Source organism: Qipengyuania sp., from assembly GCF_964227205.1.
Classification (GTDB): Bacteria; Pseudomonadota; Alphaproteobacteria; order Sphingomonadales; family Sphingomonadaceae; genus Qipengyuania.
Genome location: NZ_CAXQVB010000002.1, coordinates 864525 through 878926 on the forward strand (window position 1 = coordinate 864525; position 14402 = coordinate 878926).

16 protein-coding genes and 1 tRNA gene are annotated in these 14402 nt (G+C 67.6%); 11 read left to right on the forward strand and 6 right to left on the reverse strand.

The annotated features are described in order from the left end of the window. Positions 1 to 23 precede the first annotated feature (23 nt). On the reverse strand, positions 24 to 1001 hold the full coding sequence (locus ACEQZ0_RS06345) for an asparaginase (RefSeq protein ID WP_370189482.1): 978 nt from the start codon (positions 999 to 1001) through the stop codon (positions 24 to 26). An 86-nt stretch (positions 1002 to 1087) separates the two neighbouring features. On the opposite strand from ACEQZ0_RS06345, the gene ACEQZ0_RS06350 reads away from it, so the two are divergent. Continuing rightward, a tRNA-Val gene (locus ACEQZ0_RS06350) sits at positions 1088 to 1163 on the forward strand. A 78-nt stretch (positions 1164 to 1241) separates the two neighbouring features. Here ACEQZ0_RS06350 and ACEQZ0_RS06355 read toward each other — a convergent pair. After that, positions 1242 to 1799: a TlpA family protein disulfide reductase gene (locus ACEQZ0_RS06355; protein ID WP_370189484.1), complete on the reverse strand. Its 558-nt coding sequence runs from the start codon at positions 1797 to 1799 to the stop codon at positions 1242 to 1244. Positions 1800 to 1815: 16 nt separating this feature from the next. Here ACEQZ0_RS06355 and argH point away from each other — a divergent pair, with 16 nt between their 5' ends. From argH to ACEQZ0_RS06375, 4 genes are all read left to right on the forward strand, one after another. Next, a complete protein-coding gene (gene argH, locus ACEQZ0_RS06360; protein ID WP_370189943.1) occupies positions 1816 to 3192 on the forward strand; it encodes an argininosuccinate lyase in 1377 nt (458 codons plus the stop codon). After that, a complete protein-coding gene (locus ACEQZ0_RS06365) occupies positions 3192 to 3428 on the forward strand; it encodes a lipoprotein (RefSeq protein ID WP_370189486.1) in 237 nt (78 codons plus the stop codon). The genes argH and ACEQZ0_RS06365 overlap by 1 nt, the downstream gene beginning before the upstream one ends. Positions 3429 to 3490: 62 nt before the next feature. Further along, positions 3491 to 4753: a diaminopimelate decarboxylase gene (lysA, locus tag ACEQZ0_RS06370; RefSeq protein WP_370189488.1), complete on the forward strand. Its 1263-nt coding sequence runs from the start codon at positions 3491 to 3493 to the stop codon at positions 4751 to 4753. 12 nt (positions 4754 to 4765) lie between these two features. Further along, on the forward strand, positions 4766 to 5536 hold the full coding sequence (locus ACEQZ0_RS06375) for an NAD(P)-dependent oxidoreductase (protein WP_370189490.1): 771 nt from the start codon (positions 4766 to 4768) through the stop codon (positions 5534 to 5536). On the opposite strand, the gene ACEQZ0_RS06380 is transcribed toward ACEQZ0_RS06375, so the two are convergent. Next, positions 5533 to 6501 carry a MarR family transcriptional regulator gene (locus ACEQZ0_RS06380; protein WP_370189492.1) on the reverse strand — a complete coding sequence of 323 codons (969 nt, stop codon included), beginning with the start codon at positions 6499 to 6501 and terminating at the stop codon, positions 5533 to 5535. The genes ACEQZ0_RS06375 and ACEQZ0_RS06380 overlap by 4 nt on opposite strands. Before the next feature lie 122 nt (positions 6502 to 6623). Here ACEQZ0_RS06380 and ACEQZ0_RS06385 point away from each other — a divergent pair, with 122 nt between their 5' ends. Beyond that, a complete protein-coding gene (locus tag ACEQZ0_RS06385) occupies positions 6624 to 7184 on the forward strand; it encodes an RNA polymerase sigma factor (RefSeq protein ID WP_370189494.1) in 561 nt (186 codons plus the stop codon). Further along, positions 7181 to 7555, forward strand: a complete 375-nt coding sequence (locus tag ACEQZ0_RS06390) for a DUF6768 family protein (protein WP_370189496.1) — start codon at positions 7181 to 7183, stop codon at positions 7553 to 7555. The genes ACEQZ0_RS06385 and ACEQZ0_RS06390 overlap by 4 nt, the downstream gene beginning before the upstream one ends. Here ACEQZ0_RS06390 and ACEQZ0_RS06395 read toward each other — a convergent pair. Beyond that, positions 7552 to 8064 (reverse strand): murein L,D-transpeptidase family protein, encoded by a 513-nt coding sequence (locus tag ACEQZ0_RS06395; protein WP_370189498.1) that lies wholly within the window; start codon positions 8062 to 8064, stop codon positions 7552 to 7554. The genes ACEQZ0_RS06390 and ACEQZ0_RS06395 overlap by 4 nt on opposite strands. Positions 8065 to 8206: 142 nt before the next feature. Further along, entirely contained in the window at positions 8207 to 9496 is a 1290-nt protein-coding gene (locus tag ACEQZ0_RS06400; protein ID WP_370189500.1) for an adenylosuccinate synthase, read from the reverse strand. 182 nt (positions 9497 to 9678) lie between these two features. Here ACEQZ0_RS06400 and ACEQZ0_RS06405 point away from each other — a divergent pair, with 182 nt between their 5' ends. The 4 genes from ACEQZ0_RS06405 to ACEQZ0_RS06420 all read left to right on the forward strand — a co-directional run bounded on the left by ACEQZ0_RS06405 (position 9679) and on the right by ACEQZ0_RS06420 (position 13270). After that, positions 9679 to 10497 carry an aldo/keto reductase gene (locus tag ACEQZ0_RS06405; protein WP_370189502.1) on the forward strand — a complete coding sequence of 273 codons (819 nt, stop codon included), beginning with the start codon at positions 9679 to 9681 and terminating at the stop codon, positions 10495 to 10497. A gap of 70 nt (positions 10498 to 10567) precedes the next feature. Next, complete coding sequence (locus tag ACEQZ0_RS06410; RefSeq protein WP_370189504.1) at positions 10568 to 11662, forward strand: DUF5694 domain-containing protein; 1095 nt, start codon at positions 10568 to 10570, stop codon at positions 11660 to 11662. A gap of 47 nt (positions 11663 to 11709) precedes the next feature. After that, on the forward strand, positions 11710 to 12672 hold the full coding sequence (locus ACEQZ0_RS06415) for a rhodanese-related sulfurtransferase (protein WP_370189506.1): 963 nt from the start codon (positions 11710 to 11712) through the stop codon (positions 12670 to 12672). After that, positions 12665 to 13270, forward strand: a complete 606-nt coding sequence (locus ACEQZ0_RS06420; RefSeq protein ID WP_370189508.1) for a glutathione S-transferase — start codon at positions 12665 to 12667, stop codon at positions 13268 to 13270. Before ACEQZ0_RS06415 ends, ACEQZ0_RS06420 begins: the two co-directional genes overlap by 8 nt. Here the strand turns inward: ACEQZ0_RS06420 and ACEQZ0_RS06425 are convergent. Next, complete coding sequence (locus tag ACEQZ0_RS06425) at positions 13267 to 14379, reverse strand: ATP phosphoribosyltransferase regulatory subunit (RefSeq protein WP_370189510.1); 1113 nt, start codon at positions 14377 to 14379, stop codon at positions 13267 to 13269. The two genes, ACEQZ0_RS06420 and ACEQZ0_RS06425, sit on opposite strands and share 4 nt — an antisense overlap. Positions 14380 to 14402: the final 23 nt, after the last annotated feature.

The window sequence follows — 14402 nt, forward strand, 5'->3', positions numbered from 1 at the left end:
GCCTTCGCTGGGACACACGCTGCTTACCGCCCGTCGAAGGCACGCTGGATGGCGGCGGGATCGCTGGTCCCGCCCGCCAGCAGCAGCTGCAGCAGGATACGCGCCTTTTGCGGGTTGAGCGCCCGCGCGGCGACGAAGCGATTGGCCTCGTCCTCGGGCTCGCGATCGACCAGTCCCTCGTCGGCCCGGCTTGCGCGCACCACTGCAATTCCGTTTCGCGCAAGCCCGATCAGTGCCTGCCGGGCACTTTCTGGCATGTTGCCCTCCCCCACGCCCGCCACGATGACGCCGCGAGTGGTCTCGCCGACCTGCCGCATGACGCCCGCGCCGTCGAAACCGGCATAGGCATAGAGAATGACGACTTCGGGCAGCGCCTCTGGCCAGGCGAACGCCGCCTCGGTCCCGCTGCGCCAGGGCGCGCCGAACCATTCGAGCGAGGCGGGCGTCACCAGCCCCACCGATTCGCGCGGGAAGCCGCGAAACGCCTCGGTCCCGCGCGTGCGCACCTTATAGACGTCGCGCGCGGCGAAGACGCGGTCACCCATCACCGCCAGCACCCCGCGCCCGGCCGCATCGGGGTCGCTCGCCACGCGCACCGCGTTGGCGAAATTCCGGAGGCCGTCATAGCCCACCGCGTCGGCGGGCCGCATCGCGCCGACCACCACCACCGGCTGGGTCGCGGGCAGCGTCAGGTCGAGCAGGAAGGCGGTCTCTTCCAGCGTATCGGTGCCGTGGGTTACAATGATGCCGTGGCAGTTTTCGTCGGCAAGCGCGGCAAGCGCGGCCGCATGAAGCGGGCGCCACACTGCGGGCCCGATATCGGCCGAATCGATATTGGCGATCTGCGTGCCCGACAGTTCCGCCCCCAGCCCGAGCCCGCCGACGCGTTCGAGGTAATCCTCGATCCCGATCTCGCCCGCGCGATAATCCTGTGCGATGGCGCTGCCGGCGATCCCTGCGATCGTGCCGCCGGTGGCGAGAACGGTGAGCCTGGTGGTCATGCGGCGCGGCCTAGCCCCCGCGGAGCGATCTCGGCAATTGATTTTGAAGATTTGGACGTTATGTGCAGCACTCCCGCAAGGCGAGCGGGCGCTTAGCTCAGTTGGTAGAGCCTCTCGTTTACACCGAGAGGGTCGGCGGTTCGAGCCCGTCAGCGCCCACCAGTTTTCGCTGGACGAAGGCATCCGGGGGTTGGCCTCGCGCGTAACCTCCCGAGCGCAAGCGAAAGGCGCGTCTCGGCGCTACCCCGCGATCGCAGCGTCGATGGCGGCGCGCGCCTCCTCGCCCGACCAGTCGAATTCGCCCTGTACGCGCCACACTTCCTTGCCTTCCGCATCGTAGAGCACGGTGGTCGGCATCACCCCGCCGCCGATCGCGAAGCCGAGGTTGTTTTCGGGGTCCATCCACGGTTCGAGCCGGGCGAAACCGCCCTGCGCGAAGAAAGGCCGCACCTTTTCCGCGCCCTGCATGTCCTGGCTGACGGTCAGGACCCTGAGCCGCCCGTCATATTCGCTCGCCAGCGAATCGAGCAGCGGCATTTCCTTGACGCAGGGTGCGCACCATGTGGCCCAGAGGTTGAGCAGCACCGGCGAACCGCGCAAGTCGCCGAAGTTGAGCACACGCCCGTCCGGATCGGCCACATCGGCGGTCGGCATCGGCGTGCCTGCCTCGCCCGTGTCGATTTCGGCCGTTGGCGCAATAGAAGCGGTGCTTTCTTGCGCCGGTTCGGGCGCGCCCCTATCGCAGCCGGCGACAGCAAGACCGAGGACGAAGGCTAGCGTGAACGAAAAGCGGGACACCAAGGGCTCCAATTCGATGTGGGGCGGCAGGTTCGCCGAAGGCCCTAGCGCGATCATGCGCGAAATCAACGCCTCGATTCCCTTCGACAAGGCGCTGTGGCGCGAGGATATCGCGGGCAGCCGCGCGCATGTCGCCATGCTCGCGCGGCAGGGCATCGTCAGCGAGGCCGATGCGAAGACGATCGACGAGGGCCTCCAGCAGGTCGCCGCCGAATACGAGCGCGACGGCGTGCCCGAGAACTGGGACCTGGAAGACATCCACATGACCGTCGAGGCGCGGCTGACCGAGATCGTCGGCCCGGCGGCGGGGCGGCTGCACACCGCGCGCAGCCGCAACGACCAGGTGGCGACCGATTTCCGCATGTGGGTGCGCAGCGCCGCGCAGCGCGCGATCGGCGGGATCGATGCGGTGCTCGCCGCGCTGGTGACGCGGGCCGAGGAACACGCCGAGAGCATCATGCCCGGCTTCACCCATCTGCAGACCGCGCAGCCGGTGACACTGGGCCACCACCTGCTTGCCTATTTCGAAATGCTGATGCGCGACCGTTCGCGCTTTGGCGATGCGCTGGCGCGGATGGACGAATGCCCGCTCGGCTCGGCGGCGCTCGCGGGCACCGGTTTCGATCTCGACCGCGATATGACCGCGCAAGCGCTGGGGTTCGCCAGGCCGACGCGCAACAGCCTCGATGCGGTGTCCGACCGCGATTTCGCGCTCGATTACCTGATGGCGGCGAGCCAGTGCTCGCTCCACCTCAGCCGGCTGGCCGAGGAATTCATCATCTGGGCGAGCCAGCCCTTCGGCTTCGTCAAGCTGCCCGATACTCTTTCGACCGGCAGCTCGATCATGCCGCAGAAGCGCAATCCCGATGCCGCCGAACTCGTGCGCGGGCATGCCGGGCGCATGATCGGCTGCGCAACCAGCCTGATGGTGACGATGAAAGGCCTCCCGCTCGCCTATTCGAAGGACATGCAGGACGACAAGCCGCCGGTGTTCGAAGCCGCGGGCCTGCTCGATCTCAGCCTTGCCGCGATGGCGGGCATGGTCGCCGACAGCGGGTTCGACACGGCGCGGATGCGCAAGGCCGCCGAGGCTGGCCATGCCACTGCGACCGATCTGGCCGACTGGCTGGTGCGGCAGGCCGACATCCCCTTCCGCGAGGCGCATCACATCACCGGTGCGGCGGTCAAGCTGGCCGACGAGAAAGGTGTCGCGCTCGACGGGCTGACGATCGAGGACCTGAAAGGCATCGATGCGCGGATCGACGAGCGCGTGTTCGATGCGCTCTCGGTCGATGCCTCGGTCGCCGCGCGCGCCTCCTATGGCGGGACCGCGCCGGTTCGCGTAAGGGAACAGGTGGCCGCGGCGAAACAGCGCCTCGGCATGGAGGATTGATGCGCCTATCGCTCACCCTTGCTGCGCTGCTGGCACTCGCCGCCTGCGGGCAGAAGACTGCGCTCGAACCGGTCGAGGGCACCGCACTGCCGCCCGCCCCCTATGGCGCGGAGGCACAGCCGACCTCGGAAGAACTGCTCGCACTACCGCCCACCGCCGCGCCCGACCGCAGCGTGGAACTGCGGACGCGCTCGGAGGAACGCGAGGATGACCCCTTCGACCTGCCGCCCGAGTAATTTCGAGACGGCAAGCAAGGCTTGCTCGACAGACGGCCCGGCATTGTGCAGAGGCACGCGCCATGGACCATTTCCAGCTCAAGAACGGCGTGCTCCACGCCGAGGACGTGCCGCTGCCGCGTATCGCTGAAGAGGTCGGCACGCCCGTCTACATCTATTCGCGCGCCACGCTCGAACGGCATGCGCGCGTGTTCCGCGAGGCGCTCGGCGCGCTCGACAATCCGCATATCGCCTTCGCGGTGAAGGCCAATCCAAACCTCGCCGTGCTCAAGGTGCTGGCGAACGAGGGGTATGGCGCAGATGTCGTCTCGGGCGGCGAACTGACCCGCGCGCTGGCGGCGGGGATGAAGCCCGAGGACATCGTTTTCTCGGGCGTCGGCAAGACGCATGCCGAGCTGCTCCAGGGGCTCGAGGCCGGCATCGGCCAGTTTAACATCGAGAGCGAGGAAGAGGGCTACGAGCTTTCCGCCATCGCCGCGCGGCACGGCACGCGCGCCGCCTGCGCATTGCGCGTCAATCCGGATGTCGATGCGCGCACGCATGAGAAAATCTCGACCGGCAAGCGCGAGAACAAGTTCGGCGTCCCGCTCGACCGCGCGGCGGACATCTATGGCCGACTGGCGCGTGAGGACGGGCTCGATATGCGCGGGATCGCCGTGCATATCGGCAGCCAGCTGGCCGATCTTGAACCGCTCGAAACCGCCTTCGGCAAGGTTGGTGCGCTGATCGAGGAACTGCGCGCGGCGGGCTGCAGCGTGACGCATGCCGATCTCGGTGGCGGCCTCGGCGTGCCCTACAAATCCGGCGAGGAACTGCCGGCCCCGGCCGAATACGGCGCAATGGTCGCCCGCGTCACCAAGGGCTGGGACGTGCGGCTGATGTTCGAGCCGGGCCGCGTGATCGCGGGCAATGCCGGCGTGCTGCTGACCCGCGTGATCCGGTCCAAGCGCAGCGGCAACGGCCCGCCCTTCGTGGTGGTCGATGCGGCGATGAACGACCTCGCGCGGCCCGCCATGTATGGCGCGTGGCACGATTTCGACGCGGTCGAACCCAGTGGCGAGCGCATGACCGCGCATATCGTCGGTCCGATCTGCGAGACCGGCGATACCTTTGCGATGGATCGCGACTGCGACGCGCTGGTGGCGGGCGATCTCGCCGTGTTTCGCACCGCGGGTGCCTATGGCGCGACCATGGCCTCGTCCTACAATTCGCGCGGCTTCGTCGCCGAGGTGCTGGTCGACGGCGACCGCTACGCCGTCGTCGCCGACCGGATCGCCGCCTCCGCGATCATGGATGCCGAGCGCGTACCCGAGTGGCTCGCCTGATGGCCCGCAGCCATGCATAGCCTGCCGCTCTTCCACCGGATCGCGGGGACACGCGTCGTGGTGGTCGGCACGGGCGCAATGGCCGAAGCCAAGGCGCGACTGGTTACGCGTGCGGGCGGCATGCCCTGCCCCGAGACCGAGGCGCATCATGCGCGCCTCGGCTTCGTCGCGCTCGAAGATCCGCGTGCGGCCGAGGCTGCCGCGCTGCGGCTGAAGCGCGCGGGCTTGCTGGTCAATGTCGCCGACCGGCCCGATCTCTGCGATTTCACTCTGCCGAGCGTGCTCGACCGCGATCCGGTGCTGGTGGCGGTGAGCACCGGCGGCGCTTCGGCGGGGCTGGCAAAGCATGTCCGGCTGCGGCTCGAGGCGCTGCTGCCGCATGGGCTCGGCGCGCTGGCCCGCGCGCTTGAGGCGGCGCGCGACAGCATCCGTGCACGCTTCCCGCAGGCCGATGCCCGCCGCCGCGCGCTCGACGAAGCCTTGCGGCAGGGCGGCGCGCTCGATCCTTTCGACGCGCAGGACGGCAAAGCGGTCGATCGCTGGCTCGCGGGGCGCAGCGAGGCACGCCAGGGAGAGGTTTTCGATGTCACGCTTGCGAGCGACGATCCCGACGATCTGACTTTGCGCCAGGCCCGCGCGCTGGGAATGGCCGATACCGTGCTCCACGATCCGGACCTGCCCGATGCGCTGCTGGTCCGCGCCCGCGCCGATGCGGTGCGCCTGCCGCTGCCCGCCGATCCGCCCGCCAACGGGCTGACCGTGATCCTGCGGCGGAAGCCCTAGACCACCGCCAGCTCGCCTGCGCCGACCGCGGCGAAATAGCGCGCCAGCGCGTCGGCGGTCTCGTCGGCCAGCGCGATATAGGCGCGGCGCCGGTCGTGCGGGTCGGATACGCGCACCAGCAGGTCGGCCTCGACCATCTGCCCGATCCAGCGCAGCGCAGTGGTCGCCGGCACGCCTGCGGCGATGCATAGCGAGGTCACGCAAACCTGCTTGCGTTCGGCCCGCGCGGCGGCAAGATCGAGCAATATGTCCCAAGCGGGATCGGCAAAGAGTTCGGCATCGAAGAAGCGCGTCCGCGCCTGCCGGGCCTTGATCAGCTTGCGGATCGTTGCCGCATCGGGCAGCCGCGGCCGCTCGTCCTTGCCCGCCATCACATAATCGTGCCCCTCGCTGCGCCATCCGGGCGCAGGCGTCTCAAGCCTGAACGCCCCGCCGCCTTCACGCTGGCCGGGCGATAGCCGTTCGAGCCGCTCGGCAATCCGGCCGACCTGTTCGGTCAGCCGCAGCAGCATCAGCCGGTCTTCCTCGCCCATTTCGCGCAGCCGCAGATTGGGAATGCGCGCGAGCACGCGACCGATGGCGATGACCCGTTCGGCACGCGCGGGATCGACGAGGATCTGCGGCGCGGACATCGAAAAACAGCCGAATACGTCGTCGAGCGCGCCCATCGTCGTCGAAACCACCAGCTGCGCCCCGGCCTTGCCCCCGCGCATGTCGAGCCGCGAGAGCAGCGCCAGCGCATCGGCGCTCGCCTCGGCGCAATCGACCAGCACGAGGTCGCCCAGCGCGGCCAGCGGGCCCTGCGCATATTCCTCGAGGCTGCCGCATTCGCGCAGGCGAAACCCTGCGGCGAGCGCATCCTCGCGCATTTCGGCTCGCACATGGTCGCGATCCGCGAGAACGGTCACCGACAGCTGGCACCCCGAGGCATCGCGCGCCGGCTCATACTCGAAATCCGCCTGCATCGACTCGCACTCCTTGCTCCGATACGGAACATAATGCGAACAAAAAGCGCACACGTCAAGAAGATGGGCAAAATCCACACGAGTGATTGAACCTTTCGCCCCGCTGCTGCGACTATCGCATCATGACAACGAGGGGCAGAACGGCCGGACCACCCGCTTCGGCGCGGCTCTATGACGAATTGCTCGTCACGCTGGTGCAGTCGGGTGACCGGCGCGCGGGCGAGCGACTGGCGGCGCGCTGGCAGCCGCGCCTCGCGCGGACCGCGCGGCGGCTGCTCGCTGAGGACGAGGCGGCACTTGCGGTGGTGCAGGAGGCGTGGCTGTCGATCCTGCGCGGCATCGGCACACTGCGCGATCCCGCGCGCTTCGCGCCCTGGGCCTTCGGCATTTTGCGCCGGCGCTGTGCCGATCGCATCCGCAGGGCGCAGGCCGACCGGGTGCGGAGCGGCGCGAGCGAGCACGAGCCCGCCTTACCCGCTTCGGCGGAGGAGGCGGTGGCCATCCGTCAGGCCTTCGCTGCGCTGCCGCCCAACCAGCGGCTCGCCGCACAATTGTTCTTCGTCGAGGGGCTCACCCTCGCCGAGATCGCCGAGGTGCAGGAGGTGCCACCGGGCACCGCCAAGACGCGCCTCTTCCACGCCCGCCGCAAGCTAAAGGCGGTGCTTACAGGAGACGACACATGACCGATATCGACGACCGTATCCGCGGCGCGCTCGACGCCGACGACAAGGCCTTCCTCGCCGGGCTCGACGAGGGGCGCGGCATGTTCAGCCAGATGGGCGACGTGCTGGCCGGGCCGCTGGGCGGCTGGGCCAAGCTGATCTTCGTCTTCGCGGTGCCGGTCGGGATCGCCCTGGTCTATTGCGGCTACCGCTTCTTTACCGCTCCGGGGCTCGACCAAGCGCTGTGGTGGGGGATTGTGACGCTCGGCCTGCTGACCATGCAGGGCTTCATCAAGGAATGGTTCTATTCGCGCATGAACCTGCTCAGCGTGCTGCGCGAGGTGAAGCGCCTGCAGCTGCAGGTGGCGATGCTCGAAGAGCGGCGCGGCTAGGGGCGGATCTCGATCGGCGTCCCGTCGGGCACGAGGCTCCACAGCTCCTCGATCTCGGCATTCGACAGCGCGATGCAGCCATCGGTCCAGTCGCCCGGAATCCGCTCGTCGAAGGCGAGGCCGTTGGGCTGGCCGTGGATGAAGATCAGCCCACCCGGCGAGCGCCCGCGTGCCTTGGCATAGGCCCGGTCCGCCGCGTTGGGATAGTCGATGAACAGGCTGAGATAATAGCTCGACTGCGGATTGCCGTAGGTGATCGTATAGCGCCCCTCGGGCGTGCGCTCGTCACCCTGGAAGCGCTTGTGGCCGATCGGCTGGTCGCCGAACTGCAGGCCGCTATAGGCACGGATCACGCGACCGCCCTGATAGAGCCACAGCCTGCGTTCGGACTTGTCGATCAGGACGAAATCGGCGCGCTCGCCCGCGCGCGCCTGCTGCGCCTGCGCGACCGGCACCGGCTGCAGGCAGGCCGCGAACAGGAGCACGAGTGAAAGAGCGAGACCGCGCATGGTGTGGGCACCATAACGACCAACTCTTAATTCGTCATTGCGAGAAGCCGAAGGCTTCGCGGCGAAGCGTGCTGTCCAAAGAACAATCCTGACAGCGCAGGACTGGATTGCTTCGCGACGCTCGCAATAACTGAACTGCGCATCAATCCATGAAAGGATCGCGCATCAGGATCGTGTCCTCGCGCTGCGGGCTGGTGGAGACCAGCGCCACGGGCGTTTCGATCAGTTCCTGCACGCGCTGGATGTATTTCACCGCATTGGCGGGCAAGTCGGCATAGCTGCGCGCGCCGGCAGTCGATTCCTTCCACCCCGGCATGGTCTCGTAGATCGGCTCGACCGCGGCCTGATCCGCCGCGTGGCTGGGGAAGTAGTCCATGATCTTGCCGTGGAGGCGGTAGCCGGTGCAGACCTTTACCTCGTCGAGCCCGTCGAGCACGTCGATCTTGGTCAGCGCGATACCGGTGACGCCGCTGATCGCGCAGGTCTGGCGTACCAGCACGGCGTCGAACCAGCCCACCCGGCGCTGGCGCCCGGTGACGGTACCGAATTCATGACCGCGCTCGCCGATACCCTTGCCCACCTCGTCCTCGAGCTCGGTCGGGAACGGCCCGCTGCCGACGCGCGTGGTGTAGGCCTTGACGATGCCGAGCACGAAACCGGTAGCATTGGGGCCGAGTCCGCTGCCCGCCGCAGCGGCGCCGCTGACAGTGTTAGAGCTGGTGACAAAGGGATAGGTGCCGTGGTCAATATCGAGCAGCACGCCCTGCGCGCCTTCGAACAGGATCTTGGCGCCCGCCTTGCGGACCTTCTTGAGGCGTTTCCACACCGGCTGCGCGAATTGCAGCACGAAGGGTGCGATCTCGCGCAGCTCGGCGAGTAGCCTTTCGCGGTCGATCGGCGGCTGGTCGAAACCGGCGCGCAGCGCATCGTGGTGCGCGCAGAGCCGGTCGAGCTGCGGTTCGAGATGGTCGAGATGCGCGAGATCGCAGACGCGGATCGCGCGGCGGCCGACCTTGTCTTCATAGGCCGGGCCGATGCCGCGCCCGGTGGTGCCGATCTTCCCCGAACCCGCTGCGGTTTCGCGCAGGCCATCGAGATCGCGGTGGATCGGCAGGATCAGCGGGCAATTGTCGGCGATGGCGAAATTGTCGGGATTGATCTCGACACCCTGCCCCTCGAGCTTTTCGACCTCGGCCTTGAGATGCCAGGGATCGAGTACCACGCCATTGCCGACGATGCTGAGCGTGCCCGTGACGATCCCGCTCGGCAGCAACGAGAGCTTGTAGGTCTTGTCGCCGACGACGAGCGTGTGGCCGGCATTGTGCCCGCCCTGGAAGCGCACGACGGCATCGGCGCGGCTGGCAAGCCAGTCGACGATCTTGCCCTTGCCCTCATCGCCCCACTGGGCACCGATTACGGTCACATTTGCCATGATTACGCCTTTTCCCCTGCCAGGGGATCCACAAGGTCCTTCGACAGGACTCGACCAGGGGATGGAATGGAGAAACGGGTGTGCCGCTTCAAATGCGGGGCGCGAGGTAGGAGCCTGCGGGTTGGCAGTCAAGCCGCGGAAACATTGCTGCACTGCATCATTGATAGGGTAAAGGAGACCCCATGACCGATTACCCCACCCTCGCCCTCAACGACGGCTGCCAGATTCCACAGCTCGGTTTCGGTACCTGGCAGATCGAGGAGGAGACGGCGCCCGCAGCCGTCAAGACCGCGCTCGAAACCGGCTATAGGCTGGTCGACACGGCGGCCATCTATGGCAACGAGCGCGGTGTGGGCGAGGGGATCGGCGAGCGGTCCGATATCTTCCTCCAGACCAAGATCTGGAACGAGAGCCAGGGCTACGACCGGACGCTCAAGGCTGCCGACAAATGCCTCGCGCGGTTGGGGCGCGACCATGTCGACATGCTGCTGATCCACTGGCCCTGCCCTGATAAGGACCTGTTCGTGGACACGTGGAAGGCGCTGATCGACCTGCGCGACCAGGGCAAGGCGAAGTCGATCGGCGTGTCCAATTTCCGCAAGGAAGATCTGAAGCGCATCGTCGACGAGACCGGCGTCACCCCGGCGCTCAACCAGATCGAACTGCACCCGAGCTTCCAGCAGCGCGAACTGCGCAAGGTTCACGAGGACATGGGCATCGTCACGCAAAGCTGGTCGCCGCTTGGGCAGGGCGGCGGGATGGATGCCGCCGCGATCCAGGAGATTGCCGGCGAGACGCGCCAGCCAGCGAGCGCAGTGGTGCTGCGCTGGCATATTCAGCACGGGCTCTGCCCGATCCCCAAGTCGACTAGCCGCGAGCATATCGAGCAGAATTTTGCCGCCCTGTCGTTCGAACTGAGCGAGGAGCAGATGGCGCGGATCGATGCGCTCGATACCGACGATGGTCGTCTCGGCCCCGATCCGGCGAACTTCAACGGCTGAGCTGCGGTCCTCCGGGCGAGGATTGACTGTATTATATAGGCATGACACGTCTCCGGAAACGGAGAGTGTCATGACCTTGTTTATCGCCAGCCTGCTCGTCGCCGCAGCGGCGCCCGCCCAAGCCGCAGCCACCCCAACCGATCCGGTCGCCATCGTCGACGAGGCTGCGCGCGAGCGGGGTGATCTGAGCGAGGTGCTTGTACTCGGCACAGCGCATCTCAGCTCTCTACCCGAGGATTTCGACCGCACCCGCTTCGCCCCGCTGCTCGACCGGCTTGCCGAGTGGCGCCCCGAGGCCATCGCGATCGAGAATCTCGACGGGCCGCAATGCGACTTCCTGCGCGCCTACGCGCACGCCTACCCCGACACTGCGGAAAACTATTGCCCCGACCCCGGGCCCGCACGCGCCGCGCTCGGCGTGTCGGGGCCCGAAGCGGATCGCGAAGTCCGCGAGCTGCTGGATGAACAAGGCACCGAGCGGGAGCCGGCGCAACGGCGGCGGCTGGCGGCGCTTTTCCTCGCGATCGGCGAACCCGATTCGGCGCTGGTCCAGTGGCTCCGCCTGCCTGCTCCCGAGCGCCGTGCAGGGGGCGCGCTGACCGGGGAGCTGGTCGCACAGATCGACAAGCGCATGACCCGGCGCAACGAATCGAGCCTGATCGCGGCGCATCTCGCCGCCCGGCTCGGCCACGAGCGCGTCTATCCGGTCGATGACCATACCGGTGATATCGCCACCGGGCCGATCGACGACGAGGAGCTCTATGTGCGCGAAATTCGCGCAGCCTGGGACAATCCCGCAACGGCCGAGCGCCGTGCCGCTTCCGAGGCCCGGGACAAGCAGCTCCAAAACGGATCGCTATCGGTGCTCGAATGGTACCGCCTCATGAACAGCGAGCGCGAGGCACGGCTGGCTATGCGCAGCGATTTCGGCGCGGCCGCAGGCGCCCGCCACCCGGGCAATACGGGCCGCAAATATCTCGCCTATTGGGAGACGCGAAACCTGCGCATGGTCGCCAATTTGCGGCAGGTGATCGGCGCGGGCCGCCGCGTGCTGGCGATCGTCGGCTCGTCGCACAAGCCCTATTACGAGCGTTATCTCGGCATGATGAGCGATGTCGAGCTGGCCGATACACAGGCTGTACTGGCGGGCAGCGGCAGGGAGTGACATCGAGGGGTGCCCGAAGCGCCCCGGAGTGCTAACGGGGCGCGATCATGTCGCTGCCTCCCATCCGCATCGCCGCGCTCTACCAGTTCGCGCGGTTCGACGATCCCGCCGCCTTGAAGCCGGACCTGCTCGCCTGCATGGAAGAGGCCGGCGTGCGCGGCACGCTGCTACTCGCCCGCGAAGGGATCAACGGCACCATCGCCGGTTCGGACGAGGGGATCGAGGCGGTGCTCGCGCATGTCCGCGCGCTGCCCGGCTGCGCGGATATCGAAGTCAAGGAATCGCGCGCCGAGGCGATGCCCTTCCACCGCACCAAGGTGCGGCTGAAGAAGGAGATCGTCACCATGGGCCAGCCCGATCTCGACCCCCTGGCAGGAGTCGGCACCTATGTCGCGCCCGGGGACTGGAATGCGCTGATCTCCGATCCCGACACGATCGTGATCGACACGCGCAATGATTACGAGGTGCAGATCGGGACGTTCGAGGGCGCGATCGACCCGGAGACCACAAGCTTCCGTGAATTTCCCGACTGGTTCCGCGCCAAGCGCGCCGAGATCGAGGCGGAGGGCCGCTCGCCCAGGATCGCCATGTTCTGCACCGGCGGCATCCGCTGCGAGAAATCGACCGCTTTCGCGCGCGCCGAAGGGGTGGAAGAAGTCTACCACCTCAAGGGTGGCATCTTGAATTACCTCGAACAGGTACCCGAGGCCGAAAGCCTGTGGCGCGGCGAATGCTTCGTCTTCGACGAGCGAGTCAGCGTCGGCCATGGGCTGAGGCTCGGCGACCATGCCTTGTGTCGCGCGTGTCGGCGCCCGCTCAGCGCCGAAGATATGACGCATGAGCATTACGAGGAAGGCGTCTCCTGCCCCCGCTGCCATGGCGAACGCAGCGATGAACAGCGCGCCCGCTATGCCGAACGCCAGCGGCAGGAAAGGCTCGCGGAGGCGCGCGGCGAGGAGCATGTCGGACGCCGGGAAAACCCGGGGATCGACGAAGAGGCCGATGGCTGAAGCGGTCCTCTACAGCTTTCGCCGCTGCCCCTATGCGATGCGCGCCCGCATGGCGCTGAGCGTGAGCGGCGCGCGCTATGACCACCGCGAGGTGGTGCTGCGCGACAAGCCCGCCGAGATGCTCGCGGTCTCGCCCAAGGGCACCGTGCCGGTGCTGGTGACGGAGCACGGTGCGGTGCTCGAGGAGAGCCTCGACATCATGCGCTGGGCGCTCGGGCGAAGCGATCCCGAAAGCTGGCTCGCGCGGCACGACGAGGCCTTGCTCGAAGCCAATGACGGCCCCTTCAAGCACCATCTCGACCGCTACAAATATGCCACGCGCTACGACGACGTCGATCCCGAGGAGCACCGCGCCGCGGCGCTGGAGATCCTCCAGCGACTGGAGGCACGGCTAGCTGCCAGCGCCTTTTTGTGCGGCGACGCGCGCGGCTTCGCCGATATCGCGATCTTTCCCTTCATCCGCCAGTTCGCCAATGCCGACCGCACCTGGTTTGATGCGCAGGATCTGCCAAGCCTGCAGGCCTGGCTCGCTGCGCTGATCGAGTCAGATCTGTTTTCCGGGGTGATGCACAAGCATCCGCAATGGCGGAGCGCCTAGAGCGGCTTCGGCTCCTTGCCTTCGAGCACATGCGTGCAGCCCAGTGCCCGCGCATCGTCGCTCTCGGCCACGGCGGCGATCGTCCGCCAGCCGATCCCGCGCAGGCGTGCCGCCACTTCGCGGTCATGGCCCAACGGGAGGAACAGCGTATCGCGCCTGTCGGCAGCGATCGCGCCGAGAGCCTCGAGCAGCGGATCGATATAGAGCGAAAAGCCGGTCGCGGCCTCGTCGGTGCCTTTAATGGTGTAAGTGCCGCCACGGCCCAGTGCGCGGCGCGCGCCCTCGCCATAGAGCGTGAAGCCGAACCAGCTCTGGTATTCGAAACCGTGGCGTTCGGTCGGATCGAGCGTGACCCGGGCGCGATTGTCGATGGCTGCAGCGATCTCGCGCAGGCCCTCGATCCGGCTGGCGAGCGCGCCGCCCGCATCGACCGCGGCCAATTTGTCGATCGCCTCGCCTAAGGGGCCGGTGGCATAGAGCAGCGGGAGATAGGCCTCGCCGCCAGCTTCGCGCAGCCCGCCGGCGTCCTTTGTATCCAGCTCGCGCCGTACCGCCTCGCGCTGCTCGGGATCGAGCGGCATCGCGTCTCGGGCGAGCGCGTCGACGAGGTCGGGCAGCGTAAAATCGACCGAGATATTGGCCACGCCCGCCGCCTTGAGCGCATCGATCGCCACCGAGACCATTTCGCTCGCCGCCGCAACACTATCGGCGCCAATCAATTCGGCCCCGAGTTGCAGCCGCTGCCGCGCGGGGTCGAGCTGGTCGGCGCGGAGCAGCGCGACATCGCCGGCGTAACACAGCCGCAGCGGTCGCGGGGCGCCGGCCATGCCAGTCGCTGCGATACGTCCGACCTGCACCGTCATATCGCTGCGCAACGCCAGCGTGCGCAGGCTGTCGGGGTCGGTGAAGCGCACCATCCGCCGCGTCGCCACCCCGTCCATGCGCCCGGCGAGCGAGCGCTCGAATTCCACCAGCGGCGGACGCACGCGGTCATAGCCATGCGCATCCATCGCATCGAGCACGGCGCGCATCGCGCGGGTGATCGCACGGGCGCGATCGGGAAGCGCATCTTCGAGGCCGACGGGCAGGAGGTCGTCAGGTGTCGTCATAACGCCGCGCCCCCTGCCTCATC